Genomic DNA, 26,463 nt, shown 5'->3' on the forward strand with positions numbered 1-26,463 from the left:
ACTCGCCGTTCGACTCAGGTGGCAGAGTGACGGTGGCACCGCTGCTTACGCTAGTCGTGGTCGTCGCGCCGGTCGACACGCCGCCGGTCGTCCCGCCGGTTGTCCCGCCGGTTGTGCCACCGGTCGTCCCGCCGGTCGTCCCGCCGCCGGAGTGATGGACCACATCCTCACCGCCGGCGCCGCGACCCTTGGCGCCTATATGCGGACCCGCGCCCGTCTGGTTGGATCTCACATCGCCGGTGCTTTCGTCACCGTTATTGTCTGTCACGTTGGCACCAGCGCCGTGGACGTCGTGGCCGTTGCCGTGGCCGCCGCCGTTCGTGGCACCGTCCTGTCCCGCGCCATGGCCATCATGCCCATCGGCATAGACCATGGCAGGCAGTACGAGCGCCATCACGATGGCGCTGAGTGCGAGAAGTTGTGCTAGCTTGGACTTAGCGAGTCCCATAGATCCAACTACCTCCTTTTGCTCGTGTCGGTTTGCGCGACGTCCGCTTGCGCAAGACGCGCGTCTATCATCAGGCGGGATCGTGCGCTGAATGGAGGCGTGCACGTCAGCAGGACCAGCCGGCGAATGCCCGGGCGGGACCGAATCACGTCCACGTCGGTCGGCGCGACCACCACGGAGCCATCCACGCGCCACCGCTGGATCGCCGCCCCTTTGCGTAAGAGGATCAGATCACCGGGCCGCAGGAGGTCGAGATGCCGGAACGGAGCGCCCGACGTGGTGCGGTGTCCTGTGATAACAGCCGTGCCGGGCGCCCCGGGAGAAACGTTGCCGAGGGCAGTCGTGAACGGCACCTGGCCGACGCCGTAGCGGTACAGGTTAGGGGTGTTGAGCCCCTGGAACACGCCGGACTCCAGCACGTGCACGACAATGCGGACCCCGATCCGGGGGATTTCGAGCAGGTATCCGGTCCGGCCCGGCGTCATCGTTTGGTCGTCGACGCGCCGCGGGTGGTGGACGGGTCCGGGCGACACGTGCGAGGCAACCCACCGGTCGGTCTCGGCCTGCTGCAGCCGTGCGAGATACGTGTCCCAGGCGTTGATCGCGGCCTTCGGGCCGAAGGCCAACACGGCTCCCGCGGAAATCAACAGCAAAGCAACAAGGGTTCTCGGGCGCGGCCGGGATGAACTGCCCCTGCGTGCCGGGCGCATAGCAACTCCTGGACAACGCGCGGCACACAGGAAACGAGGGCTTCGTAGTTACGAAGCGTATCCTGGTCCGTGCGGATGATCGTCGCGCCGATGGCTACGGGGTCCACTCGCTGCCATCGTGCGTGTACTGGAGTCCGACACGGTCCTTGATATTGCGGGGGACCGATGCGTCTGACTCAGCCATTTCATTCCACTCCCGCGCGGATTCATAACGCGGCGACGCGGCGGACAGCACCGTGATCACGGCACGATCGCCGCGATGATGCGACATCAGTGGGGATGATCGGGACCGGAGATCAGCGAGGGCGCAGCCGCGGCAGCCCGGGCATGCCCGCGCAGGCTATCGCCGGCGATCGACCGGCGACGTGAGCCGCAAAGGTTTCATTTGCGGCATGACTTGCAAGCGGCCCACAGGAACGGGACCGTTCGCTCACGAACCCGGCGCTGGGCCGTGCGGGAGATCGGCGCGGCGGGGGTGACGGGGTCCAACTCGCACGCCTCCGTGCGCGCACTGGATCCTGCACGGTCCTTCGGTCAATCTTCGGACGGTGTGCGACGGAGTCCGACTCGCGCGCCCTTGGTGCGAGCGTCGATCCTGCACGGTCCTATAGATCTTCCGCGTACCGGTGAGGAGCTTTGCTGCTCATTTTGTTTCACTTACAGAGAACTTTGAAACTGCAAACTCGTTGCCACGCCGAAAAAAAATTTCACGCTCGCCGCCGGCCGCTTAAGCGGCAAACTGAAAGGGGAGCGGGCGCCCGCTCCCCTTCAATATTTTGACCCGACCGGATTTTCGCGCGCGTGCCGACGTCGACACCTCCAGACGTCACCCGCGAACCGTGCGTCCGGCCGCCGCCGGGCGCGCCGCGGGACTTGGCCCGCCGCCGATGATTGTGGAGGAAGCTTCGGCCTTCCGGCCGTTACTTAATGCTTGTCACCGCCGTGCCCGCCATCGTGGTCTCCGCCATGGCCGCCACCGCCGTTGCTAAGGGTACTGGCTGGATCCTTTGCGGCGGAAGAAACCGTGTGCCCGATATTACCTCCGAGCGCCGCCCGGTTCCCGGCGCCCCAGTGGGCGACGGTTGAAACCCACGCGCCGTGTGTCGGGAATCCCGTGGCCGCGGTAATCGCGCCCGTGGTGGTGTTGATCGAGAAGCTGAAGCTTCGCGTCGAGCCGGCGACCATTCCCGTGTAGGTACACGAACCTCCGCCGCAAGTGTAGGTTCCGCTCGCAAACGTTGCGCCGGCGACGGTCATGGTCCAAGATCCGCCGCTTGAAGCCACCGTACCGGTCACACCGCCGATCGTGGACGTCCCGTTGAGGATTCCCGACGACGAGGTGCCCGAGACCGTCAGGGCCCCGTTCGGCTGCGCCAGAACAACCGCCGGCACGGCCATGAGTGTGACCAGCAGGCCCGCAATGAACAGATGTCGCATGTTCTCCTCCTACTGAACCGATCTTTGACGAGCGCCAATTATGTGTTGCCCACTTTTCTCGGTCCCATCAAGCGTCGCTGCGGCAGCCGATGGCTTCGGGAGGTTTTGTCCGAACACTCGCGTAAATTCGGAGCATCTGGTTCCGGCACGAGGGATGCCGTTCCGCTGCACGGGACGGGCATCGCGCGGGCCGGCCGACTCGGGCGGCCGGCCAACATGAAATTCACGCCGGCGGCGGACGGTGAGGCGGTGGCGGCCGAATCGAACGGGCGGCGGACACAGCGGCCGAAGGGCATCGACGAGAAAACCTTCGCTCGGGCGGTCCGCGAGTTCACCACGATCGTCGGCGACCGCAACGTCTCCGTTTCTCCCGCGGAGCTCGTGCCCTACGCGCACGACGTCATCATGGTCCCGCCCATCTGGCCGTCCGCGGTCGTGCGGCCGGGCTCGGTTGCGGAGGTCCAGCGCGTCGTCCGAACGGCGAACCGGCTGCGGATCCCCTTGTGGCCCACGAGCACCGGGAAGAACATCGCCTACGGCCGCATGATGGCGGTGGAACCCGGCAACGTGGTGCTCGACCTGGGACGGATGAACCGCATCCTCGAGGTCAACGAAAAGCTCGCCTACGCGGTCGTCGAGCCGGGCGTCACCTACGCGCAGCTGTACAAGCACCTTCGCGACCACAACCTGCCGCTGTGGCTCGATCCGCCGGCCACCGCGCCGGGAGCCGGGCCGCTCGGCAACACCGTGGAACGCGGCGTCGGTTACACTCCGTACGGCGAGCACTTCCTGTTCTCGTGCGGCATGGAAGTCGTGCTGCCGGATGGCCGGCTGCTCCGCACGGGGTCCGGAGCGCTGCCGGGGTCGCGGACCTGGCACATCTTCAAGTGGGGCTACGGCCCCTACCTCGACGGGCTCTTTACCGCGAGCAACTACGGGATCGTGACGCGGCTCGGCATCTGGCTGATGCCGGAGCCTCCGGCCTACCGTCCGATTCTTATGACCTGCGATCACGAAGACGATATCGTCGCGATCATGGACTTTCTGCGGCCGCTCAAGGTCTCGCATCTGCTTCCGAGCGCGGTCGTGGTCGCGCACGCCCTGCTCGCCCTGGCGGCGGAGGCGGAATACCCGCGCGACCTGACCGGTGGAACGCGGCCGGTGCCGGAGGACTGGATCCGGAACGAGGCGCGTAGGCGGATGCTCGGCATCTGGAACATCGCGGGGTGCCTGTACGGCTCAGAGCCGGTCGTGAACGAACTGGCGGAGACGGTGCGCCGGCGGGCCGCCGCCGACCTGCCGCAGGCGACGCTCCTCGACGTGGACGCGGCCCGGCAGAGCCCGTATTGGGACCACAAGGTCCGCAACATGACGGGCGTGCCGTCGATGATCGAGTACAGCCGCCTTTCGTGGCGCGGGGGCGGCAACGCCTTCGTCGCGCCGGTCGTGCCGCTGTTCGGCGAGGAAGCCCGCAAGCACATGGAGATCGCGCGGCCGATCTTCTGGAAGCACGGATTCGACTACATCGGGGAATTCATCGCGGCCTCCCGCGACCAGCACCACGTCATGATGCTCCTGCACAAGCAGCCCGACGAGATGCCGCGCGCGATGGCCTGCTACCGGGAGCTTACCGACGCCTTTTGCGACGCGGGCTACCTGCCGTACCGAACCAACGTCGCGTTCATGGACCATACGATGCGGCGCCTGGATCCGGTGTTTCAGGCGGTGTGCGGGCAGATCAAACGGGCCCTCGACCCCAACGAGATCATCGCCCCCGGCAAAAACGGCATCCGCGGCACCACCCCCCGGCCTGTCGGGACCGCGCGCACCCGCGCGACCGGGCCGGCACGCAGGGCCGGGGGGCCGAGGCGGGCGACCGTCCGCGCTTCCCGTTCCGGAGCGGGCCGGCGGCGGGGCCGAGCCCGATGAGCCGGCGCCGGCCGCGGATCCGGAAAGCCCCGCCGCGCGCGCGAGGACAACGCACGATCCCCGCGCCCGGGCGCGGCGAGCCCCGGCCGTCCGTTCGCGGGGCCGAGTTGCGCGCCGAGATCGAGGCAAAGGGCATCAACCTCTACGAGTGCTACACGTGCCGGCTGTGCACCGAGGAGATGCAGCGCGGCATCCTGACGCTCACCGAGCCGTACCGCAAAGCGTACGGGGAATCCGAGTGGCGGCGCGACATCTTCAACGAGCCGGTCTGCCCCACGTGGGATTACTACCGTCACGAAGCCTACACCGCGTACGGCCGCGCCATGCTCGCGCGCGATCTCGCGGACGGGCTGCAGGTGGCTCCGGACGACCGCCGCGCGCAGGAGGTCGTCTACACGTGCCTCCTCTGCAGCGGCTGCCAGGAATTGTGCTTTTCCCGCAACCGCGTGCCGCTGATGAAGGAGTTCATGCCGCTGCCGCGCGAGGTGTGGGACCTTCACGGGATCCTGCTGGCGGAACGGAAATGGCTGTTCGACCGGCACGGGTGGGAGATCGTCCCCGAAGGCCTCCGCACGCTCGCCCAGCGCCTGCTGGCCGGGGGAACGGCGACCGGGGATCCAAAATCGCACGCCGCGCGGTGGATCGAGGCCGCGGGCGCGGAGATCGTCGATCTGAGCCGCGGCGGCCGGGCGGACGTGCTGCTGCTGCTCGATGCCCGCGCGCCCTACGACCGCACGCTCTGGCCCGCGCTCGGGGCGGCGGTCCGGTTGATCCGCGCCGCCGGGTTCACGGTGGGCACGCTCGGCGAGGAAGAGATCGCCACCGCGATGCCGGTGCTCGCTGCCGGCGACGTGCGCGGCTATCTCGATCTCAACCGCGCCGCGATCGACAAGATCACGCGGATGGCGGACGGCGGCCGCATCGGCCGCGCGGTCACCGTGGACGATACCGGGTACCAAGCCTGGACCGCCCCGCCCAAGCACTACGGCCCGGCGCAGCGTCCCCGGTTCCCGTTCACGCATATCGTGCCGTTTGTCGCCGACCTCCTGCGCGAGGGACGTCTGGCGTTCGAGCGGCCGGTGGACGAGGAGGTAGTGCTGCTCGACGGCTGCCACCTCGGCCGCTACGGCAAAGTGATCGATCCGCCGCGTGAGATCCTCGCACGGATCCCCGGCCTGCGGGTCCGTGAAACTAATCTCCGCCGCGAGTACCTCTACTGCTGCGGCGCCGCGGCGGGCGCGCCGGAAGCGTTTCCCGAACAGGCGACGTGGTGGGGACGCAAGCGTCTTCGGCAGGCCGCGGACGTCTTGACCTCCGGCTGCACGGTGGTCACCACCTCGCTCTTGTGCGGCGCCCACCTCCGCCGCATCGCGGCCGCGGACGGGCGCCTCGAGGTGAAGGACCTGACCGAGATCGCGGCCTCGGCCCTACCATGATAATTCCGCGAGGTCGAAGAGCGTACGGGAGATCGCTTGGGACACGGGGGGTGACGCAGATGATAGGTAGATGGACGTCCCGGCTGGCAGTGGCCGGACTCGCGGCGGTGGTGGCGGCGGCGATCGTCGCGCCGGCGGCGCCGGTCGCGGGCCAAGGCGCGCCGATCAAGATCGCGGTGATCACGGCGGTGACCGGACCGGCGAGTTCGCTCGGAAAGCCGGAGCAGGACACCGCGCGGATGTTGCAGGCCCAATGGACGGCGGCCGGCGGGTTGGCCGGCCGGCCCGTCCAGGTGATCACGTACGACACGGAGTCGGATCCCACCAAGGCCGTCCTCCTCGCCAAGAAGGCCGTCACCGAGGACAATGTGATCGCGTTCGTGGGCGGGACCACGAGCCCGGAGTCCCAGGCGATGGCCGATTACGCGATCCAGGCCGATGTCCCGTTCATGTCCCTCGCGGCGAGCACGACCCTCACCGTGCCGACGCGCGCGTGGGTCTTCCAGATGCCTCAGCGGAACGCGACGGCCGCGCTGAAGGCGCTCGAATATCTTGCAGCCCTGCATACCAAGACCTTCGCGTTCCTCTACCGGAACGACGACTTCGGTCAGGACGGGCTGGTCGCGCTTCGGACCTACGGGCTCCACCAGGGGATCACGCTGGTCGACACGGAGCCGTTCGCGGCCACCGATACGGATCTGAGCGTGCTGGTCGCGCGCGCGCGGACTAAGAATCCCGGCGCGATGGTGGTGTGGAGCACGCCGCCCACCGCATCGATCGCCGCCAAGAACATCCGGCAGCTCGGCATCCGTGTCCCAATCGTCGAGAGCCACGGGGTCGCCAACCGGGCGTTCATCCAACTGGCCGGCGCCGCCGCGGAGGGCGTGGTCTTCCCGTCGGGCAAGCTTCTGGTGGCGGGCCAACTGCCGGCCGGTGACCCGCAGAAAGCGCTCCTCGAAAAATACGCGCGCGACTTCGAGGCGGCGAACCGTTACGCCGCAAGCACCTTCGGCGGCCATGCGTTCGACGGCCTGACGGTGCTCGCCGACGCGATCCGGCACGTCGGTCCCGACCGAGGCAAGATCCGCGACTACGTCGAGCACCTGCGCGGCTTTGTCGGCACCGGCGGGGTCTTCAACATGTCACCCGAAGACCATAACGGGCTGACGACAAAAGACATGGTGCTGATCGTCATCAAGAACGGCAACTGGGCGATCTGGAAATAAGTGGAGGATGAAGAGCGGACGGTGAACCCGCCCGCGACCGGCCGTGCTTGACCTCCTCCCGCAGCTCGTCCTTTCCGGCGTGACGATCGGCAGTATCTACGCCCTGGTCGCGCTCGGCTTTGTCATCATCTACAACATCACCGGGATCCTCAACTTCGCCCAGGGTGAGTTCGCCATGCTGGGCGCGATGCTGTGTGCCGCGCTGCTCGCCGCGCACGTCCCGCTCGCACCGGCCGCGGCCGCCGCGGTCGCGGCCGCGTGCCTGCTCGGCGCGCTGATGGAGCGGCTCGCGATCGAGCCCGCATTCGGCAGCCACCCCCTCACGCTCATCATCATTACCTTCGGCGTCTCGATGGCCTTCCGAGGGCTCGCGCTGATGCTGTGGGGGGCCGACCCCTACTCCCTGCCGGAGTTCACACCGGGCGATCCACTCGTGGTCCTGGGCGGCGTGCTGGGGCGCCAGGCCATCTGGGCCGTCGGCCTCTCGATCGTCGTCGTCATCGCCCTATTCATGTTCTTCGCGCGGACCTTGCCGGGCGCCGCGGTGCGCGCCTGCGCCGACAATGCCTTCGCGAGCCGGCTCGTGGGGATCAGCCCGCGGCGGATGGCGCTGTTCGCCTTTACGGTCGCCGCGGGCATCGGCGCGGTGGGGGGCATCGTCATCGCCCCGATCAGCGGCGCCACCTACGACATGGGGTTGGGGCTCGGATTGAAAGGGTTTGTGGCGGCCGTGATCGGCGGCCTGACGAACGCGCCGGCCGCGGTGCTGGGCGGTTACGTCGTCGGTATGATCGAATCGCTCGTCACCGGGTACCTCGCGCCCGGGTACGGCAGCGCCATCACGTTCGCGCTGCTCCTCGCCGTCCTCTCGCTGCAGCGCGAAGGGCTCCTGCAGAGCGCCGGGCGGAGACGGGTGTGAGCCGCGACCTCGCGGGCCTCGCCGCCCTCGCCGCCGCCCTTGCGATCGTGCCGGCGCTGGCGCCTTCGACCTACGTGCTGGCGCTTTTCAACACGGTCGGCCTCTACGCGATCGTGACGCTCGGGCTTGTGCTGCTGGGGACGAGCGGCCAGGTATCGTTGGGCCAGGCGGCATTTTACGGCCTGGGCGCGTACGCCTCGGCGCTGCTCGCCCGGAATCTCGGCTGGTCGCCGTGGCTCGCGATGCCGTGCGCGGTCGCCCTCGTCGCGGTGACCGCCTACATCGTGGGGCTGCCGGCGCTGCGGCTGGCGGACGTGTTCTTCGTCCTCGCCACGCTCGGCGTCGGGGTCATCGTGAACGTCCTGATGATCCAGCTCGTTTCGCTGACCGGCGGGGCGAGCGGGCTGCGCGACATCCCCGGGCTCGCAGTCGGCGGCCGGCGGCTTGTCACGGACCGGGACTACTACTATGTCATTTGGACGGCGGCGGTCGTGGCGCTCGTAGTGGCGCGCAACGTCGCCGCCCACCGCACCGGCCGGGCGCTGCGCGCGATCCTCGGCAGCGAAGTCGGCGCGGCCGCGCTCGGGATCGACGTGTCGCGCTACAAGATGCGCGTGTTCGTCCTGAGCGCGGCCTACGCGGGCGCGGCCGGCGCCTTGTACGCCCACTACATCCACTTCATCTCTCCGTCGCCGTTCGCGCTCTACGCGTCCCTGTTCTTCCTCATCATGGCGGTAGTCGGCGGGCTGACCAACATCTGGGGCGGCCTCTTCGGCGCGGCCGCCGTGACGCTGCTGGACCAGGCCGTCCGGGCGGAGATGCCGCGAATCTTTCCGCGCGTCGGCGGCGAGTACCAGACCGCGATCTACGGCATCGTCCTGGTCCTGATCATGATCTTCTTCCCGGCCGGGATCGTGCGCGGCGGGCTGGATCTTCGCCGCCTCCTCCACGACAAGGGACGTCCGACGGCGGTGCCCGGCCAGGCGGAGGCGGAACCCGCGGACGGGGCGCGCGCATGACGGAGACCCTGCTTGCGATCGACGGCCTGACGCGGCGCTTCGGCGGGGTGACCGCTCTCGAGGACGTCTCGTTCGACGTCGCGCCGGCTGAGATCGTCGCCATTATCGGGCCGAACGGCGCCGGCAAGACGACGCTGTTCAACGTGATGACGGGATTTCTCACGCCGAGCGCCGGCGCCGTCCGGTACCGCGGGCGGCCGATCGCGGGCCTCCCGCCGTCGCGCATCGCCGCGGCCGGGGTCGTGCGGACGTTCCAAAACCACGTGGTCTTCGGCGAGATGACGGTGCTGGAAAATGTCATGGTCGGGTGCCACCGATGGACGCGGACCGGGTTCCTCGAGAGCGCACTGGCGCTCCCCGCGGTCCATCGCGAGGATCGGGACGTCACGGCGGCCGCCCGCGCCGTGCTCGACCTCGTCGGGCTCGGCCCCCAGGCGACCGATCCGGCGCGAGACCTGCCGGTCGGGCGGCAGCGCCTCCTCGAGATCGCCCGGGCCCTCGCCGCGCGCCCGGACGTGCTGCTCCTCGACGAGGCCGCGGCGGGCCTTACCGCGGAGGAGACGCGCCATCTCGTGCGGCTCGTCGGGCGCCTGCGCGACGCCGGCGTCACGTTCCTCGTGATCGAGCACAACATGGACGTCGTCATGGAAGCGGCCGACCGGGTGATCGTGCTGGATTACGGCAAGAAGATCGCGGAAGGCCGGCCGGCGGACGTGCAGCGCGACCCCCATGTGGTCGCGGCGTACCTCGGCGACGACGCCGACGCGGCGGATCGCGGCGGCGGCGGACCGCGCGACGGCCGGCAGCGGGAATCGTCGCCGTGACCTCTCGGGCCGCCGCGGTGACCGAGGACGCGTCCGGCACGGGCCGGGCGCTCCTCGCCGTGTCCGGTCTGGTCGCCCGGCGCGGCGGCGCGGAGATCCTCCACGGCGTCGACTTGGACGTGATGCCGGGGGAGATTCTCGCGCTGATCGGACCGAACGGCGCCGGCAAATCGACGCTGCTCGGCGCGATCGCCGGGGTGTATCCGGCCGCCGCGGGACACATCGCGCTGGCGGGAGAGCGGCTCGACGGCCGGGCCGCGGAGGAAATCGTCGCGCGCGGCGTCGCCCTCGTCCCGGAGCGGCGGCAGATCTTTTCCACGCTGACCGTCCGCGAAAACCTCCTCCTCGGCGCCTACCACCGGTACTGGCGGGATCGCCGCCGGCTGTGGATGGATCTCGCCGGCCCGCTCGCGGTCTTCCCGCGTCTCGCCGAGATGCTGCGGAGAGTGGGCGGAAACCTGAGCGGCGGCGAGCAGCAGATGCTGGCGATCGCGCGCGGGTTGATGTCCCGCCCGCGCGTCTTGATGCTCGACGAGCCGTCGCTTGGCCTCGCCCCGCGCCTCGTGCGCGAGATCATGCAGACGCTCGTGACGCTCCGCGTGCGCGAGCGGCTGACCGTGCTGCTGGTCGAGCAAAACGTCAAGGCGGCGCTGTCGATCGCAGACCGCGTCTGCGTCATGGAGCGCGGCCGCATCGTGCTGCGCGGACGGCCGACCGAGCTGCTGGCGCACCCCGACGTGCGCTCGGCCTATCTCGGCAAGGGGTACGAGGTGCCCGGGTGACCGCCCGCGTCCTCGTTCTCGGGTGCGGCGCCGTCGGCGGCATCTTCGCCGCCCGGCTCGCGCGGGTGTGCGAGGTGGCGGTGCTCGACACCTGGTCGGCGCACGTGCAGGCGATCGCCGCGCGCGGGCTCCGGGTCGCGGTGCGCGCGCCGCTCGGCGAGGCCGGACGGGTCGACGAGACGATCGAAGCCCGGCCGGCCAGCGCCGCGTCGGACCCCGCGGCGCTGGCCGGCCGGGCCTTCACCCACGTCCTGGTCGCGGTCAAAGGCCCGCACACGCGCGCGGCGGCGACCGGAGCGCGCGCGCTCTTCGACGGCGCCGTGATCCTGACCGTGCAAAACGGCCTCGGCAACGCCGAGACGATCGCATCGGCCTGCCCGCAGCCGATCTGCCACGGCGTCACGATGAACGCCGGCGAGGTGACGGCCCCCGGCGAGATCGCGCAGGCGGAAGTCGGTCCGACCTGGCTCGGCCCGCATCATGCGGACCTGTCGCAGGCGCGCGGGTGGAGCGATCTGCTGACGAGGGCCGGACTGGAAAGCCACGTCGTCGTGGACCCGCGCGGCGTGATCTGGAGCAAACTGATCTTCAACGCCGCCGTGAACCCGCTGCCCGTTGTGACCGGGCTGCGTCTGGCCGACGTGTACGCGCATCCTGACACATACGCGCTGCTGCGGGCGCTCGTCGAGGAAGGCAAAGCCGTCGCGGCGGCGCGGGGCATCGTCCTCGCCGCCGACCCGATGACGGTGGTCGACGAACACCGCGCCCTGGGATCCGGCCACACCCATCAGGGCTCGATGAAGCAGGACATCGACCGCGGGCGTCCCACCGAGATCGAGACGCTGACCGGCGCGCTGATCGCCGAAGCGGACCGGGCCGGCGTCCCGGTGCCGGCGCTCCGGACGGTGTACCGGCTCGTCAAGGCCATGGAGACGGCGGCGGTCGCAAGAGGCGCGGCCGCGGAGGCCCCGCGGTGAGGCGGGCCGCGCGGCCGGGGCCCGCCAAACGCGCCCGCCGGAACGGCGCTGCGCCGGCCGACAGGCGGCCGGCCATCATAAGATTAAAGCCGGCCGACAGGCGGCCGGCCACCATGAAATTGAAGCCGGCCGACGTCCGCCGTTCACGGCGGGCGGCCGAGACCGGCAAGCGCCGCTATGTCGTGACGGCCGTGGGCCGCGCGCTCGGCATCCTCGAGAACGTCGGCGGCGACATCCGCGGCACCGGCATCACCGAGCTCAGCCGCCGCCTTGGGCTGGGCAAGAGCACCGTGCACCGGCTCTGCGCGACCCTCGAGCATCACGGTTACCTGGTGCGCGATCCCGGCACGGGCCGCTACCGCCTGAGCCTGCGCGTCTTCCACATCGGCAGCCACGCGCTCGACGCGCTCGACCTGCCCGCCCGCGCGATGCCCGCGCTCGAGGCGCTCGGCGCCGTGACGGAAGAGACCGTCCACCTCGCCGTCCTCGACGGAGCCGAAGCCATTTTTATCGGCAAAGTGGAGAGCCCGCGGCCGCTGCGTCTGTACTCGCAGGTCGGACGGCGCTGTCCCGCGCACTGCACGGCCGTCGGCAAGGTGCTGTTGGCCTATGCCGGGGCCGGGCAGCGCGCGCTCGTCGCCGCGCGGCCGCTGAAGCGCTACACGTCGAAGACCATCACGTCCACCGCGGCGCTCGAGCGCGAGCTCGAAGAGGTCCGCCGGCGGGGGTACGCCACGGACGAGGAGGAGTTCGAGGACGGCATCCGCTGCGTTGCCGCGCCGGTCCGGGACTATCGCGGGCGCGTCGTCGCGGCGCTGAGCGTGTCCGTCCCCGCCGCGCGGCTGCCCCGCGCGCGCGCCGCATCCCTCGTCGAGCAGGTGCTCGACACGGCGCGCCGCGTGTCCGAGGCGCTCGGCCACCGGACGGCGCCGGACCGCGGCCGGGAGGCGCCGGCCTGATGCGGGACATCGCCTGGCTCATCGGCGGCAAGACCGGCGAAGGCGTCGACTCGGCCGGCGAGATCTTCGCGCGCGCCGCGGCCCGCGCCGGCGCGCACGTGCACACCTTCCGGCTCTTTCCGCCGATCATCAAGGGCGGGCCAACCTCGTACGAGGTGCGGGCCGCCGACGCCCCCGTCCACGCGCGCGCCGACGCGCTCGACTGCGTGATCGCGCTCGACGACGAGACGGCCCGCCGCCACGGCCCGGCGCTTCGTCCGGGCGGGCTCCTGCTCATCGATGACGGCCGCGCCGGACCGGCGGGGACCGCCGGCGACGGTGCCGCGGCGAACGGCGCCATCGCATGCCCGGTGCCGTTTACCGCGCTGGCGCGTGATCTCGGCGGCCCGATCATGAAGAACATCGTCGCCCTCGGCGTCTCCGCCCGCCTGCTGGGCGTCGACGCGGCGGCGATGCGGGAGACCGTGCGCCGGCGGTTCGACGACAAGAGCGCCCGCGTGCAGGAGCAGAACACCGCCGCCGTGGACGCCGGATGGCGCCACGCCGGCGAGCACCTCGCCGGACACACCCGCGCCGCGGGCCTCCCGCGCACCCGCGCCGCCGGCCGCTGGCTGCTCTCCGGCAACGACGCGATCGCGCTCGGGGCGCTCGCGGCGGGCTGCCGGCTCTACGCGAGTTACCCGATCACGCCGGCGAGCGACGTCCTCGAGTGGATGGCGGCACACCTTCCGGCCGTCGGCGGCGCCGCGATCCAGACGGAGGACGAGATCGCGGCGCTCGGCGCCGTGATCGGCGCCGGGTATGCCGGCGTGCGCGCGATGACCGCCACGAGCGGCCCGGGCCTCTCGCTCATGACCGAGACGATGGGCCTCGCCGGCATGGCCGAGATCCCGGCCGTGATCGTCGCCGCCCAACGGCCGGGCCCGAGCGCCGGGATGCCGACGAAGCACGAGCAGAGCGACCTCCTCCATATGGTGTACGCGTCGCACGGAGAGTTTCCGCGGATCGTCCTCACGCCCGGTTCGCTCGAGGAATGCTTCGCCGATACGGCGCTCGCGTTCAACCTCGCGGAGCGCTTCCAGTGCCCGGTCATCGTCGCCGTTGATCAGGACTTGGTGCTCGCCCGCTCCACCGCCGCGCGGCTGCCGCTCGACGAGGTGCGGATCGACCGGGGCGAGCGCCTCACCGACGCGGACGCGGTCAGGCTCGGGGAGACCTACGAACGGTACGCGCTCACGGCGAGCGGGATCTCGCCCCGCGCGGTGCCGGGCCAGCCGGGCACCCGGTTCCTCAGCAGCGGAGACGCCCACGACCATCGCGGCGTGATCGACGTGGAAGATCCCGAGGTCCGCCGCGCGATGGTCGACAAACGGCTGCGCAAGACGCGGGAGGTGTGGCGGCACGCCGCCGGCACGGTCGTCGAAGGAGAAGGCGACGTGCTGGTGATCTCGCTCGGCTCGCCCTGCGGGCCGATCCGCGAGGCGGCGGCGCGCCTTCGCGGGGGCGGCCGGCCGGTGCGGTTTCTGCAGATCCGCTGCCTCTGGCCGTTTCCCGCACACGAGATCGGCCCGGAGGTCGCGCGGGCCCGCCGCGTCGTCGTCGTCGAACACAACGCGACGGGCCAGGTCGCGAGCCTGGTGCGCAGTCACGTCGGCGGCCATGAGAAGGTCACGGGATTGCGGCGCTACGACGGCCTGCCGTTCCGGCCCGCGGACATCGAGGCGGGGCTATGGCCGCCGTCCTGACCCACAAGGATTTCGCGGCCGAGCGGGCCACCTGGTGCCCCGGCTGCGGGGACTTCGCGGTGCTCCGCGCGCTGCAGGACGCGTGCGCGCGCCTGGGCCTCGCGCCGCACCGGATCGTCGTCGTCTCCGGCGTCGGCTGCTCCGGCAAGATCACCTCGTACATGGGAACCTACGGGTTCCACACGCATCACGGACGGACGCTGCCGGTGGCGACGGGCATCAAGCTGGCCAACCGCGATCTCACGGTCATCGCCGCGGCCGGAGACGGCGACGCCTACGGCATCGGGCTCAACCACCTCATCCACGCCATTCGCCGCGACGTCGACGTGACGTACGTGATCATGGACAACGGCGTCTACGGCAACACCAAAGGCCAGACGTCGCCCACCACGGCGCCCGGGGTCACGACTCCGTCCTCCCCCCTCGGCGCGGTCGACGAGCCGGTCCATCCGCTGCGCCTCGCGCTCGCGGCCGGGGCGACGTACCTCGCCCAAGGGTCGAGCGGCGATCCTGCGCAGCTCACGCGGCTCGTCGAGCAGGGCGTCGCGCACCGCGGGTTCGCCTTGATCAACGTGATCAGCCCGTGCCCGACCTACGACAGAATACGCACCTACCAGTGGTGGCGCGAGCGTCTCACGAACGTCGACGAAGACCCGGCCCACGATCCCGGCGACTCACGGCGCGCCTGGGAGATCGTGGCGAGCCGGGACACCGAGGTCGTAGGCCTCCTCTACCGCGCGCCGCGGCGCGCGCTCGACGAGCGGCTGCCGGGATTCGCGGCCGCGCCGCTCGCCGGGGAAACCCTCCGTCCCGATCTGGATCGCGTGCGGCGGATCCTCGACGAGGAGTACGCGGTGTGAAGACCGCCGACCGCGCGTTCTACGTCGATCCGACGCTCGAGACGATGGCGCGGGAGGATCTGGCCGCCTATCAGTGGCAGCGCTTCGGCCGCCTGCTCCCGGCCGTCGCCGCGCGCAATCCCTTCTATGCGGCGAAGTGGCGCGCCGCCGGCGTGGACGATCCGCGCGCGATCGCCGGCTGGGAGGCGTTCCGGCGGCTGCCCTTCACGACGAAGGCCGAGCTCAGCCGCGATCAAGAGACGCACCCGCCCTACGGCACCGATCTGACGTTTCCGCTCGAGCAGTACGTCCGCGTCCACCAGACGTCGGGGACGACCGGCCGGCCGCTCCGGTGGCTCGACACCGCGGAATCCTGGGAGTGGTGGCAGCGCTGCTGGCTGTTCGTCTATCGCGCCGCGGGCGTCGGCCCGGGCGATCGCATCTTCTTCGCGTTTTCGTTCGGGCCGTTCGTCGGGTTCTGGGCGGCGTTCGACGCCGCCCGGCGGATCGGCGCGCTCGCCATCCCGGGCGGCGGCCTCGATTCCAATCTGCGCGTCCGCCTGCTCGCGGAGAGCGCGGCGACCGTGCTCGTGTGCACGCCGTCGTACGCGCTCCGGCTCGCCGAGGTCGCGCGCGTCACGGGGGTGGACGCGGCGAGGCTGCCGGTCCGCCTCACGATTCACGCGGGCGAGCCCGGCGCGAGCATCCCGGCGACCCGCCGCCGCATCGAAGCGGCGTGGGGGGCCCGCTGCATCGACCATACCGGACTGACCGAAGTCGGCGCGACCGGCTTCACGTGCCAGGCCGGAGAGCTGCACCTCAACGAAAGCGAGTTCATCGGCGAGGTGATCGACCCCGCGACCGGGGAGATCGCGCCCGGCGGCGAGGGTGAGCTGGTGCTCACCAACCTCGGCCGGGAGGGATCGCCGGTCGTCCGGTACCGCACCGGCGACCGCGTGCGCCTGACACTCGAGCGCTGCGCGTGCGGGCGGACGTTCGGCCGGCTCGCCGGAGGCATCCTCGGACGCGCCGACGACATGCTGGTCGTGCGCGGCATCAACGTCTTTCCGAGCGTCATCGAGGACGTCGTGCGGCAGTTCGAATGCGTCGACGAGTTCCGCATCGAAGTGCGGCGACAGCGCGAGATGCTCGACCTCAACGTGATCGTGGAGATCGACGGCGACCGGTACGCCACCGACCAGATCACGATGACGCTCGCAGACCTACGCCGGCGGCTGCGCGCCGCCTGCGGCATCCGGATCGACGCGGACGCGGCCGCGGCCGGCACGCTGCCGCGGTGGGAGCTCAAGGCACGGCGGGTCGTGCACATCGGGTAACCCACGGGGGGTGGGATACATGGGAGACGATCGGACGGTGGCTTCGCGAAAGACACTCACGCGCCGCACGCTGCTGCGCGGGGCGGCCGGAGCCGGGCTCGCCGGCGCGGCGATCGCCGGCGCCGGGAGCCCGGGGGCGCGCGGGTTCGGGGTGCCGGCGGTCCTCGCGGCCGCGCCCGTCAAGATCGGCCTGCTTGTTTCGTACTCCAAGGTCTACGGGCAGCTCGGCGAAGACATCACCGCCGGTATGACGTTGTACCTGGACGGCATCGGCTGGACGGCCGGCGGCCGGCGGATCACGTGGATTCGCGAGGACGAGGAGATCGATCCTCAGGTCGGCGTCCGCAAGACCCGGAAGCTGATCGAGGCCGACGGCGTGGACTTCCTCACAGGGATCGTCGCCACGCCCACGGCATACGCCATCCGGGATATGGTCCACAACAGCAAGACGATCCTCGTCGTCAGCAACGCCGGCGGCAATCTGCTGACGCGCGCGCGGCGGAGTCCCTACATCTTCCGCGTCTCGTTCACGTCGTGGCAGGTCAGCGCGCCGTTCGGCAAGTGGTTCTACGACAACGTCGCCCGCACGGCCGCGCTCACCGCGGCGAACTACGGTTTCGGGACCGAGTCCCTCGCGGCGTTCAAGGAGACGTTCATCCCGGCCGGCGGGAAGGTCATCGGCGAGGTGCTGCCGCCGCTCAACAACACGGACTACGCGCCGTACATCACGCAAGTTTTAAAGATGTCGCCGGAAGCGACCTACAACTTCTACAGCGGCAGCGATGCCGTGCGGTTCGTCGCTCAGTCCGTTCAGTACGGGCTGGCGAAAGCCAGCCGGACGACCGGGGCAGGATTCATGGTCGAGCAGGACGTGTTGCCGGCGGAGGGGGTCAACGCCCTCAACATCTATAGTCCGCTCCACTGGGCACTCAAGCTCCAGAACCCTGAGAACCTCGCCTTTACCCGCGCGTATCGGACGCGGTTTAAGCGAGACGCAAGCGTGTTCGCGATGCAGGGCTACGACGCGGCGCGGGTGATCGTCGAGGGCCTCAACCGCACGGGCGGCAACACCACGGACAAAGACCGGCTCGTCGAGGCGATGGCCGCGGTCAAGTTTGCGAGCCCGCGGGGACAGTTCGAGTTCGACCCGAACACCCACAACGTGATCCAGAACATCTACGTCCGGCAGGTCCGGCAGATTGGCAGCGATCTCGCGAACGTCGTGTTTGTCAACCTCGGCCGGGTCACCGATCCGGGCAAGTAAGATCTCGTCCGCGCCGATAGCCCCGCGTCTCGTGCCGGCGGCCGCGCTCGGCCGGCCGCCGGCCGGCCGTCCCGCGGGAGCGGCGGTCTTGTGACATTCTATCTGTTGCAGGCGCTCAACGGCTGCGCCTACGGCATGCTGCTGTTTCTGCTCGCGGCCGGTCTCTCGCTGATCTTCGGACTCATGGAGATCGTGAACCTCGCCCACGGCGGGTTCTACCTGCTCGGCGCGTATCTGGGCCTCTCGATCTTCCGGTGGACCGGGTCGTTCTGGCTCGCGCTTGCGATCGCGCCGCTGATCACCGGCGGCGCGGGATTCCTGTTGGAGTGGCCGTTTCTCCGGCCGCTGTACCGGCGCACGCACCTCGATCAGATCCTGCTGACGTTCGGGTTCGCCTTCGTCCTGACCGACCTCACGCGCTGGTTGTGGGGCGCCGACGTCCAGTCCCTGCCGGCGCCCCGCGGGCTCGACCAGTCGGTCGTCATCCTCGGCACGCTCTTTCCCGCGTATCGGCTGTTCGTGATCGGCGCCGGCGCGGCGCTCGCGCTCGGACTCTGGCTCGGCCTCGTGCGGTCGCGCCTGGGGGCGGTCGTGCGGGCGGGGGTCGCCAACCGGGAGATGACCCAGGCGCTCGGAATCGACGTCGCGGCGGTCTTCACGGGCGTGTTCGTCTTCGGCACGGCACTGGCGGGACTGGCCGGCGTCGCGGCCGCGCCCATCCTCGGCGTGTTCCCCGGCGTCGACTTCGACATCCTCATCGTGACACTCATCGTCGTGGTCGTGGGCGGGCTGGGAACCTTTAGCGGCGCGTTCTGGGGCAGCCTGCTCATCGGCGAGGCCGACACGTTCGGTAAAGTGCTCGTGCCGCAGGCCGCGCTCGTGGTGATCTACCTCGTCATGGCGGCGGTGCTCCTCGCGCGCCCGGCCGGGCTCTTCGGAGGACGGGCCCGGTGAACCGCGCGCCCGGGGCCCGTGCGTTCCTCCCGGCGTCCGGCATCCGGGGCGGCCGCCGGCTTGTCCTGCTCGTCGTCGCGGCGGCGCTCCTCCTGGTGCCGTTGACCGGCTCGCGTTTCGCCGCGACAACGCTGACGGAGATGCTCGTCTTTGCGATCTTCGCGATGAGCCTCGACCTGCTGGTCGGCTACACCGGGCTCGTGTCACTGGGCCACGCCGCGCCCTTCGGCGTGGCGGCGTACACCGTCGCGCTCCTCAGCACGCACGGGACCGCGGCGCTCGCCGCGACGCTGCCGGCCGCGCTCGTCGCCGGCACCGCGGCCGCCGCGTTGATCGGCGTGTTCGCGCTGAGGGCCGCGGGCGTCTACTTCCTCATGCTCACGCTGGCGTTCGCGCAGATGGCCTTCGCCGTGGCCCACGAATGGGCCGGCGTGACCGGCGGCACCAACGGCCTCTCCGGCATTCCGCGCCCGGCGCTGCCCGCCGCCGACCTCGGCGGCGCGGTCCCCTTCTACTACCTCGTCCTGCTGCTCGCCGGGCTCGCCGCGGTCGTGCTCGCGCGGATCACCCGCTCGCCGTTCGGCGCGGCGCTCGCCGGGGTGCGGGAGAACGAAGCCCGAATGCGCGCCATGGGATACGACACGTTCCGGCTCAAAATGGCGGCGTTCGTCATCGCGGGCGCCGCGGCCGCGCTGAGCGGCGCCCTGTACGCCTATTACAATGGCTTCGTCTCCCCCGACGTCCTCTACTGGACCACCTCCGGGCAGGTGCTCGTCATGGTGCTGCTCGGCGGCGCCGGGACGCTCGCCGGCCCCGCGGCCGGGGCGGCGGCAGTCCTCCTGCTGCAAAACCTGGCCAGCTCGTACACGGAGCGCTGGACCCTGATCCTCGGCGCGGCGTTCATTCTCGTCGTGCTCGCCGCGCCGAGCGGGCTGGCCGGCGTGGCGGCGCGCCTCGGCGGCCCGCTGCGCCGGCTCCGCGCCGCCAATCCGGGCGCCGGACCGCTCCCGCCGGCCCCGTCCGAAGGCGCCGCGCGGTAGGCCTGTGGACGCGATCCTCGCGATTGAGCGTCTGACGCGGCGGTTCGGCGGCCTGGTCGCCCTGCGCGATGTGTCGCTGTCGGTCGTCCCCGGCGAGCGGCACGCGGTCATCGGCCCCAACGGCGCCGGGAAGACGACGCTCTTCAACGTCGTAAGCGGCGAGCTCGCGCCGACGTCCGGCCGCGTGAGCCTCCTCGGCAGCGGCATCACGGGCCTCCCGTCGCACGAGATCGCGCGGCGGGGCCTCGCGCGCACGTTCCAGCGCAACAATCTCCTGTTCAGCCTGACCGCGCTCGAAAATGTGCGCCTCGCCGCCCAGGCCTGCACGCCCGCCACCCGGCGCCTGTTCACGCCCGTCCACCGGCTGCCGCACCTCGAGGAACGTGCCCGAGTCCTGCTCGATCGGATGGACCTCGCCGATCGCGCCGCGGCGCCGGCGCGAAGCCTGTCCTACGGCGAGCAGCGGCAGCTCGAGGTGGCGATCGCGCTGGCCGGGCGGCCGAAGGTCCTCCTCCTCGATGAGCCGACCTCGGGAATGTCGCCGGCGGAGACCGCGCGCATGACCGCGCTGCTGGACCGGCTCGGGCGCGAGCAGACGGTGGTCATCATCGAGCACGACATGGACGTCGTCTTCGCGCTCGCGGACCGGATCACGGTGCTGTATCTCGGCGAGGTCATCGCCTCCGGGACCCCGGAGGCGGTGCGGGCCGACCCGCGGGTCCAGGAAGTCTATCTCGGAACCGGGGAGGGCCTCGAGGGATGACGTCCGCCGGCACGCCCGCACCCCGGCCTGCGCCGCTGCTGGATCTCGACGCGGTGCACACGTACTACGGTGAGTCGCACGTGCTCCAGGGCGTCAGCCTGCAGGTCGAAGCCGGCCGCATCGTGTGCCTCGTCGGCCGGAACGGCGCCGGCAAGACCACGACGGTGCGGACGGTGATGGGGTTCACGCCGCCGCGCAGCGGCCGGATCCTGTACGACGGACGGCCGATCACCGGCACGCCGCCGCACCGCGTGGCGCGACTCGGGATCGCGCTCGTCCCTCAGGGGCGGGGCATCTTCCCCGACCTCACCGTGCGGCAGCACCTCACCCTCGCACGCCGCCCGAACGGCTGGTCCGCGGATCGGGCCGCGGCGCGCTTTCCGATCCTCCAGGAGCGGGGCGGGCAGCCGGCCGGGCTGCTCTCGGGCGGGGAACAGCAGATGCTCGCGATCGCGCGGGCGCTGACGATGGCCCCGCGGCTTGTCGTCCTGGATGAGCCGAGCGACGGTCTCGCCCCGCTCTTTGTGGCGCGAGTCCGGGACATTCTCCGCGAGATGCGCGCCGAGGGGCTCGGCGTGCTTCTCGTCGAGCAGAACCTGGCGCTCGCCCGCGCCGTGGCCGACCGGCTCTACGTGCTCAACAAGGGCCGCGTCGTCTTCGAGGGCGCCCCGGCGGACCTCGACGCGGCGCCGGACGTACGGGCCCAGTACCTGGGCGTCTAACCGCGCGGCCCGCTGGTGTGCCGCGGGAGCCGATCCAGGAGGGGCAGCAAACCGAGGGACGGTGGTATGAGATGAAAACGCGGGCCGCGGTGCTCTTCGAAGTTGGCGCGAGGCTCGAGATCCGGGACGTGGAGGTCAAACCTCCGCAGGCCGGAGAGGTGCTGGTCCGGATGGCCGCCGGCGGCGTGTGCCACACCGACCTGCACGTCATGACCGGCCACCTGCCGGCGCCGCTCCCCGCGGTGCTTGGGCACGAGGGAGCGGGGATCGTCGCGGAGGTGGGACCGGGCGTCGGATCGCTCCGGCCCGGCGACCACGTCATTCCCCTGTGGCGGTTGAGCTGCGGCGAGTGCGAGTACTGCACGGGCGGACGTCCGGCGCTCTGCCCGGCCGGCACCGAGATCCGCCGGACCGGCTGCTTCGCCGACGGGACCACGCGCTTTGCGCTTGCGGACCGGGAGCTCAAGCACTTCTGCGGCGTGTCGGCCTTCTCGGAGTTCTCCGTGATCCCGGAGCGGGCGCTGCTCAAGATCCCAGACGATCTGCCCCTCGATCGCGCCGCCCTCTTCGGCTGCGCGGTGATCTGCGGAGTGGGCGCGGTCGTGAACGCCGCGCGGGTCAAGCCGGGGAGCAGCGTCGCCGTCTTCGGCGCCGGTGGAGTGGGCCTCAACGTCGTACAGGGCGCCGCGCTCGCCGGCGCGGCGCAGATTATCGCCGTGGATCTGCTGGACGGCAAGCTCGAGTATGCCCGGCGGTTCGGCGCGACGCATACGGTGAACGCGTCGTCGGCCGACCCGGTGGAGCAGGTGCGCGCGCTCACCGGGGGACGCGGGGTCGACTACGCGTTCGAGGCGATCGGCATCCCGGCCGTCATGCGGCAGGCATACGACACGCTGGCCAAGCGCGGGACCGCGGTCGTTGTCGGCGTGACGCCGATGGCCGCGGAGGTCTCGGTCCCGGTGATGTCGCTCGTCTTTGAGGAGCGCACCCTGACAGGATCGTTATACGGGGCGAGCCGGCCCCGCACCGACATCCCGATGCTCATCGACCTGTATCGAGCCGGTAAGTTGAAGATCGACGAACTGCTGACGCGGACCTATCCGTTCGAGGAGATCAACGAGGCATACGGCGCGCTCGAACGCGGTGAGGTGGCGCGGACCGTCGTGATCTTTTGACGCCCCGATGAGCCCGGCATCCGCAGCCATTGACGCCGGCCGGCTCTGGTCCAGCCTCATGACCATGGCCGAGATCGGCAAAACGCCGGGCGGCGGGGTGCGCCGCCTCGCCCTCAGCGACGAGGACCGCGCGGGGCGCGACCGGTTGGCGGAGTGGTTGGCCGCGGCCGGTCTCGCCGTTCGCGTCGACGACCTCGGCAACATGTACGGCCGCCGCGCGGGGACCGACGCCGGCGCGGCGCCGGTCGTGTTCGGGTCGCACCTCGACACCGTCCCCACCGGCGGGCGGTTTGACGGCGTCCTCGGCGTGATGGGGGCGCTGGAAGTGGTCCGCGCCCTCGGCGACGCGGGGATCCGCACCCGGGCGCCGCTCGAAGTCGTCAACTGGACGAACGAGGAAGGCGCGCGCTTCGCCCCGGCGATGCTCGCCAGCGGCGTCGTCTGCGGCCGGTTTACGCGCGAGGAGGCCTACGCCTCGCGCGACGGCGACGGCCGGATGTTCGGCGACGAACTGGCGCGCATCGGCTACCGGGGAGAGACGGCGCACCGCCTGTGTGAGTGCGCGGCGTATCTCGAACTGCACGTCGAGCAGGGGCCGGTGCTGGAACGGGCCCGCCGCCAGGTGGGCGTGGTCGAAGGCATCGAGGGCATTTCCTGGAACCGCATCGAGGTGACCGGCCGGGCCGCGCACGCCGGCCCGACGCCGACCCCGGACCGCCGCGATGCGCTGGTGGCGGCGGCAAAGCTCGTGCTGCTGGCGCGCGATGCCGCGGAGCACCTCGACGGCGTTCGCACGACGGTCGGCCGCGTCGAGGTGTCGCCCAATACCATCAACGTGGTGCCCGGCCGCGTCGAGATGACGCTCGACGTGCGTTCGCCCTGCGACGCCGGTCTCGACGAGGCCCTGCGCGCCGCGGATGAGGCCTGTCGCGCCGTCGAGGCGACGGATCGGGTCGAGGCGCGGCGCATGGAGTTCTGGCGCAGTCCGGTGACGCCGTTTGCGCCGAAGGTGATCGCGGCGGTGGCCGGCGCCGCGGAGACCCGAGGCTTCAGCGCGATGCGCCTGTGGGCCGGCGCCGGCCACGACGCCAAATACATGGCGGACCGCTATCCCGCCGGCATGATCTTCGTGCCGAGTCAAGACGGCCTCAGCCACAACGAGGCGGAGTGGACGCCGCCCGAGGACTGCGCGCGGGGGGCCGCGGTGCTCCTCGACGCCGTGCTCGCGCTCGCCGGGACCGCGTAGGCGCTCCGGAGGAAAACTCGCCGCGGCGGCGAGAAGGTTCATCCGCGATACGTTCCACGAACGCCACGACGTCATATCGTGCGTAAGGGGGAACGCGCGTATGGCTACCACGACCACCGCCGCCCGGACGGCGGACCACGAGGTCACGTACTATCCCGAGGACCGCCTGCCCTGGCCCCAAACGACCCTGCTCGGCATCCAGCACGTCATGGCGATGTTCGGCGCCACCGTCCTCGTCCCGCTCATCCTCGGCTTCAACGTCAACACGGTGCTCTTTTTCAGCGGAGTCGCCACGCTGATCTTCATCGCCGTGACCGGCGGCAAGGTCCCGAGCTACCTCGGCTCGTCGTTCTCGTTCATCGGCTCGGTGCTCGCGATCCAGGGCGGCGCGGGGCACAACCAGCCGCTCGCCTTCGCCGGCATCTTCGTCGCGGGCGCCCTGTACTTCATCGTCGGGGGGATCGTGCATCTCGTCGGGACGCGGGTCATCCGCTTCTTCATGCCGCCGGTCGTCACGGGCACCGTCGTCGCGGTGATCGGCCTCGCGCTGGCGGGCCCCGCGTGGGCGAGCTACTCGAAGGACCTGTTCACCGCGACCGTGACGGTGCTGGCCGCCGCGATCGCGAGCGTGTACCTGCGCGGGTTCCTGCGCCTGCTGCCGATCCTCGCCGGCATCGTCATCGGCTATGTGGTCGCGCTCCTCGATCCCGCCTGCGGGGCGGCCGCCGCGGGGTGTCACGTCAACCTCGGCCTCGTCTCCGGTGCCGCCTGGTTCGGCCACCCGCAGTTCAGCTTTCCGCAGTTTACCGCCAGGGCCATCAGCCTCTTCTGGTTCATCCCGATCGTGCTGGTCGCCGAGAACGCCGGGCACGTGTACGCGATCAGCGGCCTGATGAAGCGGGATCTCAGCGGCTACCTCGGCCGGACGTTCATGGGCGACGGCCTGGGGACGATGCTGAGCGCGCTCTTCGGCGGCACCGGTGAGACCACGTACGCGGAGAACATCGGCGTCATGGGGGTGACGCGCGTCTTCTCGATTCCGGTCTACATCGTCGCCGCGATCGTGGCCATCCTGCTCGGGTTCGTCCCGAAGTTCGGCGGGTTGGTCAACAGCATTCCGGCGAGCGTCCTCGGCGGCATCGAGCTGTACCTCTTCGGCCTCATCGCGGCGATCGGCGGCAAGATCTGGGTGGACGGCCGCGTCGATTTCTCAAACCGCGCCAACCTGGCGACGGTCGCGATCCCGTTGATCCTGGCGGCCAGCGGCGCGGACGTCAAAGCCGGCGCGTCTTTTGAGATCAACAACCTCGGCCTCGGCGCGCTCGGCGCGATCGTCCTCTATCAGATCCTGCGGCCGGGCGCGGGCATCTCGGACGAACCGCCCGGGGCGGCCGACGCTTAATCAGGCGTACCTCGATCGCCGGTTACACCGCGCCGTAGAAATGGTGGTACTGCCAGGCCGCGTCGCGCTGTAGCTGGTCCTCCGCCCAGCGCCGCTCCCCGAAGCGCGCCGGCGAGAGCTCCGAAAGGTCGATCGGCGGCCGCCCGTCGTTGATCCACGCCGCGAGCGCCCCGCCGAGCGCCGGGGAGATCGACAGCCCGGCGACGTTGCACCCGCTCGCGAAAAAGAACCCTTCCGCGGCCGGGGCCGGCCCGACGATGTGCTCGCCGTCCGGCGTCATGGTCGGGATACCGCCGCGGTGCTCACGGACTTTTGCCGTCTCCAGCACCGGCATCTCCGCCCGCACGTCCGCGGCGGCGCGCCGGAGCACCCCGGCGTCGAGCGGCGTGTCCTTGATGTCGAACCACGGCCCGAGGGTCTCCATGTCGAGAAAGCGCGGACCCTCCTCGAAGACCCCCCACAGCAGCCCGCCGTCGCAGGGCCGCACGTAGACGGCCGCGTCCATGATGCGAACCATCGGCAGGTCGGGACGCACCCCGTCGATCGGGGCGGTGACAAAGAGTTGATGCCGCGTCGGGACGAGCGGGATCCGAAGCCCGCTCGCCTCGGCCATCTGACGCGTCCAGGCCCCGGCCGCGTCCACGACGACCGGCGTGCGAATTGTTCCGCGGTCGGTTTCGACGCCGGTGACTTTCCCAGCCTCGATAACGACGCGCGTCGCCGTCGTATTGGGCAGCAGCGTCGCGCCCCGAGCGGCCGCGCCGCGCGCAAATCCGATGGCGACCTGGGCCGGGTTGAAGTACATGTCGTCGCCCACGCGCATCGCGGCGGCGATCCCATCGCCTGTCAAGAACGGATTCAGCCGGTGCGCCTCCGCGGGCGAAATCTCCTCGACGTCGAGGCCCATCCGCCGGCCCCGCGCCAGGTCTCCGGCGATCACCGAGGCGTCCTGCGGCCGCCGCGCGATCTTGAGGCTGCCCGGATGCACCCAGTCGAGGGGCTGCCCCGTCTCGTCAGTGAACCGCCGGAGATGGTCGCTCGCGGTCTTGACGAGCGAGATCATCACGTCGCTCTTGCGGGCGCAGCTCACGAAGCCGGCGGCGCGCGGCGACGTTTGCGAGGCGACCTCGTGCTTGTCTATGACCGCCACGCTCCGCCGGCCGGACGCCGCGAGATAGAACGCCGTCGCGGCGCCGAGGCCGCCCGACCCGATCACCACCACGTCCGCGCGGTCGATCATCCGTCCGCCCCAGAGCCGGCCGGCTCCACCTCGACCATCGCGTCGAAGGCCGACTGGCCCGCCGAAAACT

The 26,463-nt window shown here is 70.7% G+C and carries 24 protein-coding genes; 21 read left to right on the forward strand and 3 right to left on the reverse strand.

Going from position 1 to position 26,463, the window contains the following annotated elements:
* Nucleotides 1-154: 154 nt before the first annotated feature.
* Nucleotides 155-427 (forward strand): hypothetical protein, encoded by a 273-nt coding sequence (locus VKT83_07840; protein HLY22366.1) that lies wholly within the window; start codon nt 155-157, stop codon nt 425-427.
* 29 nt (nt 428-456) lie between these two features.
* Here VKT83_07840 and VKT83_07845 read toward each other — a convergent pair whose 3' ends face one another.
* Both VKT83_07845 and VKT83_07850 read right to left on the reverse strand, forming a co-directional pair.
* A complete protein-coding gene (locus VKT83_07845; protein ID HLY22367.1) occupies nt 457-1,077 on the reverse strand; it encodes a class E sortase in 621 nt (206 codons plus the stop codon).
* A 1,005-nt stretch (nt 1,078-2,082) separates the two neighbouring features.
* On the reverse strand, nt 2,083-2,595 hold the full coding sequence (locus VKT83_07850) for a hypothetical protein (protein ID HLY22368.1): 513 nt from the start codon (nt 2,593-2,595) through the stop codon (nt 2,083-2,085).
* 216 nt (nt 2,596-2,811) lie between these two features.
* Here VKT83_07850 and VKT83_07855 point away from each other — a divergent pair, with 216 nt between their 5' ends.
* The 20 genes from VKT83_07855 (at nt 2,812) to VKT83_07950 (ending at nt 25,153) form a co-directional block, all read left to right on the forward strand.
* Nucleotides 2,812-4,524 (forward strand): FAD-binding oxidoreductase, encoded by a 1,713-nt coding sequence (locus tag VKT83_07855; protein HLY22369.1) that lies wholly within the window; start codon nt 2,812-2,814, stop codon nt 4,522-4,524.
* Nucleotides 4,521-5,960 (forward strand): (Fe-S)-binding protein, encoded by a 1,440-nt coding sequence (locus tag VKT83_07860; protein HLY22370.1) that lies wholly within the window; start codon nt 4,521-4,523, stop codon nt 5,958-5,960. The genes VKT83_07855 and VKT83_07860 overlap by 4 nt, the downstream gene beginning before the upstream one ends.
* 59 nt (nt 5,961-6,019) lie before the next feature.
* Complete coding sequence (locus VKT83_07865; protein HLY22371.1) at nt 6,020-7,186, forward strand: ABC transporter substrate-binding protein; 1,167 nt, start codon at nt 6,020-6,022, stop codon at nt 7,184-7,186.
* A 43-nt stretch (nt 7,187-7,229) separates the two neighbouring features.
* Entirely contained in the window at nt 7,230-8,105 is an 876-nt protein-coding gene (locus tag VKT83_07870) for a branched-chain amino acid ABC transporter permease (protein ID HLY22372.1), read from the forward strand.
* Nucleotides 8,102-9,124 carry a branched-chain amino acid ABC transporter permease gene (locus VKT83_07875; protein ID HLY22373.1) on the forward strand — a complete coding sequence of 341 codons (1,023 nt, stop codon included), beginning with the start codon at nt 8,102-8,104 and terminating at the stop codon, nt 9,122-9,124. Before VKT83_07870 ends, VKT83_07875 begins: the two co-directional genes overlap by 4 nt.
* Nucleotides 9,121-9,948, forward strand: coding sequence for an ABC transporter ATP-binding protein (locus tag VKT83_07880; GenBank protein ID HLY22374.1), 828 nt, complete (start codon nt 9,121-9,123; stop codon nt 9,946-9,948). Before VKT83_07875 ends, VKT83_07880 begins: the two co-directional genes overlap by 4 nt.
* 59 nt (nt 9,949-10,007) lie before the next feature.
* Nucleotides 10,008-10,730 (forward strand): ABC transporter ATP-binding protein, encoded by a 723-nt coding sequence (locus VKT83_07885; protein HLY22375.1) that lies wholly within the window; start codon nt 10,008-10,010, stop codon nt 10,728-10,730.
* Nucleotides 10,727-11,707, forward strand: a complete 981-nt coding sequence (locus VKT83_07890) for a ketopantoate reductase family protein (protein HLY22376.1) — start codon at nt 10,727-10,729, stop codon at nt 11,705-11,707. Before VKT83_07885 ends, VKT83_07890 begins: the two co-directional genes overlap by 4 nt.
* A 113-nt stretch (nt 11,708-11,820) precedes the next feature.
* Entirely contained in the window at nt 11,821-12,666 is an 846-nt protein-coding gene (locus VKT83_07895; GenBank protein HLY22377.1) for an IclR family transcriptional regulator, read from the forward strand.
* Nucleotides 12,666-14,411, forward strand: coding sequence for a 2-oxoacid:acceptor oxidoreductase subunit alpha (locus tag VKT83_07900; protein HLY22378.1), 1,746 nt, complete (start codon nt 12,666-12,668; stop codon nt 14,409-14,411). Before VKT83_07895 ends, VKT83_07900 begins: the two co-directional genes overlap by 1 nt.
* On the forward strand, nt 14,396-15,271 hold the full coding sequence (locus VKT83_07905; protein ID HLY22379.1) for a 2-oxoacid:ferredoxin oxidoreductase subunit beta: 876 nt from the start codon (nt 14,396-14,398) through the stop codon (nt 15,269-15,271). The genes VKT83_07900 and VKT83_07905 overlap by 16 nt, the downstream gene beginning before the upstream one ends.
* The gene (locus tag VKT83_07910; protein HLY22380.1) at nt 15,268-16,587 is read left to right on the forward strand and encodes a phenylacetate--CoA ligase family protein; all 1,320 of its coding nucleotides are present in this window, start codon (nt 15,268-15,270) and stop codon (nt 16,585-16,587) included. The genes VKT83_07905 and VKT83_07910 overlap by 4 nt, the downstream gene beginning before the upstream one ends.
* 19 nt (nt 16,588-16,606) lie before the next feature.
* Entirely contained in the window at nt 16,607-17,851 is a 1,245-nt protein-coding gene (locus tag VKT83_07915) for an ABC transporter substrate-binding protein (protein HLY22381.1), read from the forward strand.
* Nucleotides 17,852-17,941: 90 nt separating this feature from the next.
* Nucleotides 17,942-18,805, forward strand: coding sequence for a branched-chain amino acid ABC transporter permease (locus VKT83_07920; protein ID HLY22382.1), 864 nt, complete (start codon nt 17,942-17,944; stop codon nt 18,803-18,805).
* Nucleotides 18,802-19,845 carry a branched-chain amino acid ABC transporter permease gene (locus VKT83_07925; GenBank protein HLY22383.1) on the forward strand — a complete coding sequence of 348 codons (1,044 nt, stop codon included), beginning with the start codon at nt 18,802-18,804 and terminating at the stop codon, nt 19,843-19,845. Before VKT83_07920 ends, VKT83_07925 begins: the two co-directional genes overlap by 4 nt.
* A gap of 4 nt (nt 19,846-19,849) precedes the next feature.
* Nucleotides 19,850-20,608, forward strand: coding sequence for an ABC transporter ATP-binding protein (locus VKT83_07930; protein HLY22384.1), 759 nt, complete (start codon nt 19,850-19,852; stop codon nt 20,606-20,608).
* 35 nt (nt 20,609-20,643) lie between these two features.
* Nucleotides 20,644-21,330, forward strand: coding sequence for an ABC transporter ATP-binding protein (locus VKT83_07935; protein ID HLY22385.1), 687 nt, complete (start codon nt 20,644-20,646; stop codon nt 21,328-21,330).
* A gap of 71 nt (nt 21,331-21,401) precedes the next feature.
* Nucleotides 21,402-22,505, forward strand: a complete 1,104-nt coding sequence (locus VKT83_07940) for a Zn-dependent alcohol dehydrogenase (protein HLY22386.1) — start codon at nt 21,402-21,404, stop codon at nt 22,503-22,505.
* 7 nt (nt 22,506-22,512) lie between these two features.
* Nucleotides 22,513-23,751 carry a Zn-dependent hydrolase gene (locus VKT83_07945; protein ID HLY22387.1) on the forward strand — a complete coding sequence of 413 codons (1,239 nt, stop codon included), beginning with the start codon at nt 22,513-22,515 and terminating at the stop codon, nt 23,749-23,751.
* 100 nt (nt 23,752-23,851) lie between these two features.
* On the forward strand, nt 23,852-25,153 hold the full coding sequence (locus VKT83_07950) for a solute carrier family 23 protein (protein HLY22388.1): 1,302 nt from the start codon (nt 23,852-23,854) through the stop codon (nt 25,151-25,153).
* A 22-nt stretch (nt 25,154-25,175) separates the two neighbouring features.
* On the opposite strand, the gene VKT83_07955 is transcribed toward VKT83_07950, so the two are convergent.
* Nucleotides 25,176-26,463: FAD-binding oxidoreductase (locus VKT83_07955; GenBank protein HLY22389.1), on the reverse strand; the 1,288-nt coding region annotated here is incomplete at its 5' end.

This window comes from bacterium, assembly GCA_035308905.1.
In the GTDB taxonomy this organism is placed as follows: Bacteria; Sysuimicrobiota; Sysuimicrobiia; order Sysuimicrobiales; family Segetimicrobiaceae; genus DASSJF01.

Coding starts and splice junctions, on each gene's coding strand:
- VKT83_07840 (HLY22366.1), top strand. CDS start 155: ATGGACCACATCCTCACCGCCGGCGCCGCGACCCTTGGCGCCTATATG.
- VKT83_07850 (HLY22368.1), bottom strand. CDS start 2,595: ATGCGACATCTGTTCATTGCGGGCCTGCTGGTCACACTCATGGCCGTG.
- VKT83_07855 (HLY22369.1), top strand. CDS start 2,812: ATGAAATTCACGCCGGCGGCGGACGGTGAGGCGGTGGCGGCCGAATCG.
- VKT83_07860 (HLY22370.1), top strand. CDS start 4,521: ATGAGCCGGCGCCGGCCGCGGATCCGGAAAGCCCCGCCGCGCGCGCGA.
- VKT83_07865 (HLY22371.1), top strand. CDS start 6,020: ATGATAGGTAGATGGACGTCCCGGCTGGCAGTGGCCGGACTCGCGGCG.
- VKT83_07880 (HLY22374.1), top strand. CDS start 9,121: ATGACGGAGACCCTGCTTGCGATCGACGGCCTGACGCGGCGCTTCGGC.
- VKT83_07895 (HLY22377.1), top strand. CDS start 11,821: ATGAAATTGAAGCCGGCCGACGTCCGCCGTTCACGGCGGGCGGCCGAG.
- VKT83_07900 (HLY22378.1), top strand. CDS start 12,666: ATGCGGGACATCGCCTGGCTCATCGGCGGCAAGACCGGCGAAGGCGTC.
- VKT83_07905 (HLY22379.1), top strand. CDS start 14,396: ATGGCCGCCGTCCTGACCCACAAGGATTTCGCGGCCGAGCGGGCCACC.
- VKT83_07915 (HLY22381.1), top strand. CDS start 16,607: ATGGGAGACGATCGGACGGTGGCTTCGCGAAAGACACTCACGCGCCGC.
- VKT83_07940 (HLY22386.1), top strand. CDS start 21,402: ATGAAAACGCGGGCCGCGGTGCTCTTCGAAGTTGGCGCGAGGCTCGAG.
- VKT83_07945 (HLY22387.1), top strand. CDS start 22,513: ATGAGCCCGGCATCCGCAGCCATTGACGCCGGCCGGCTCTGGTCCAGC.
- VKT83_07950 (HLY22388.1), top strand. CDS start 23,852: ATGGCTACCACGACCACCGCCGCCCGGACGGCGGACCACGAGGTCACG.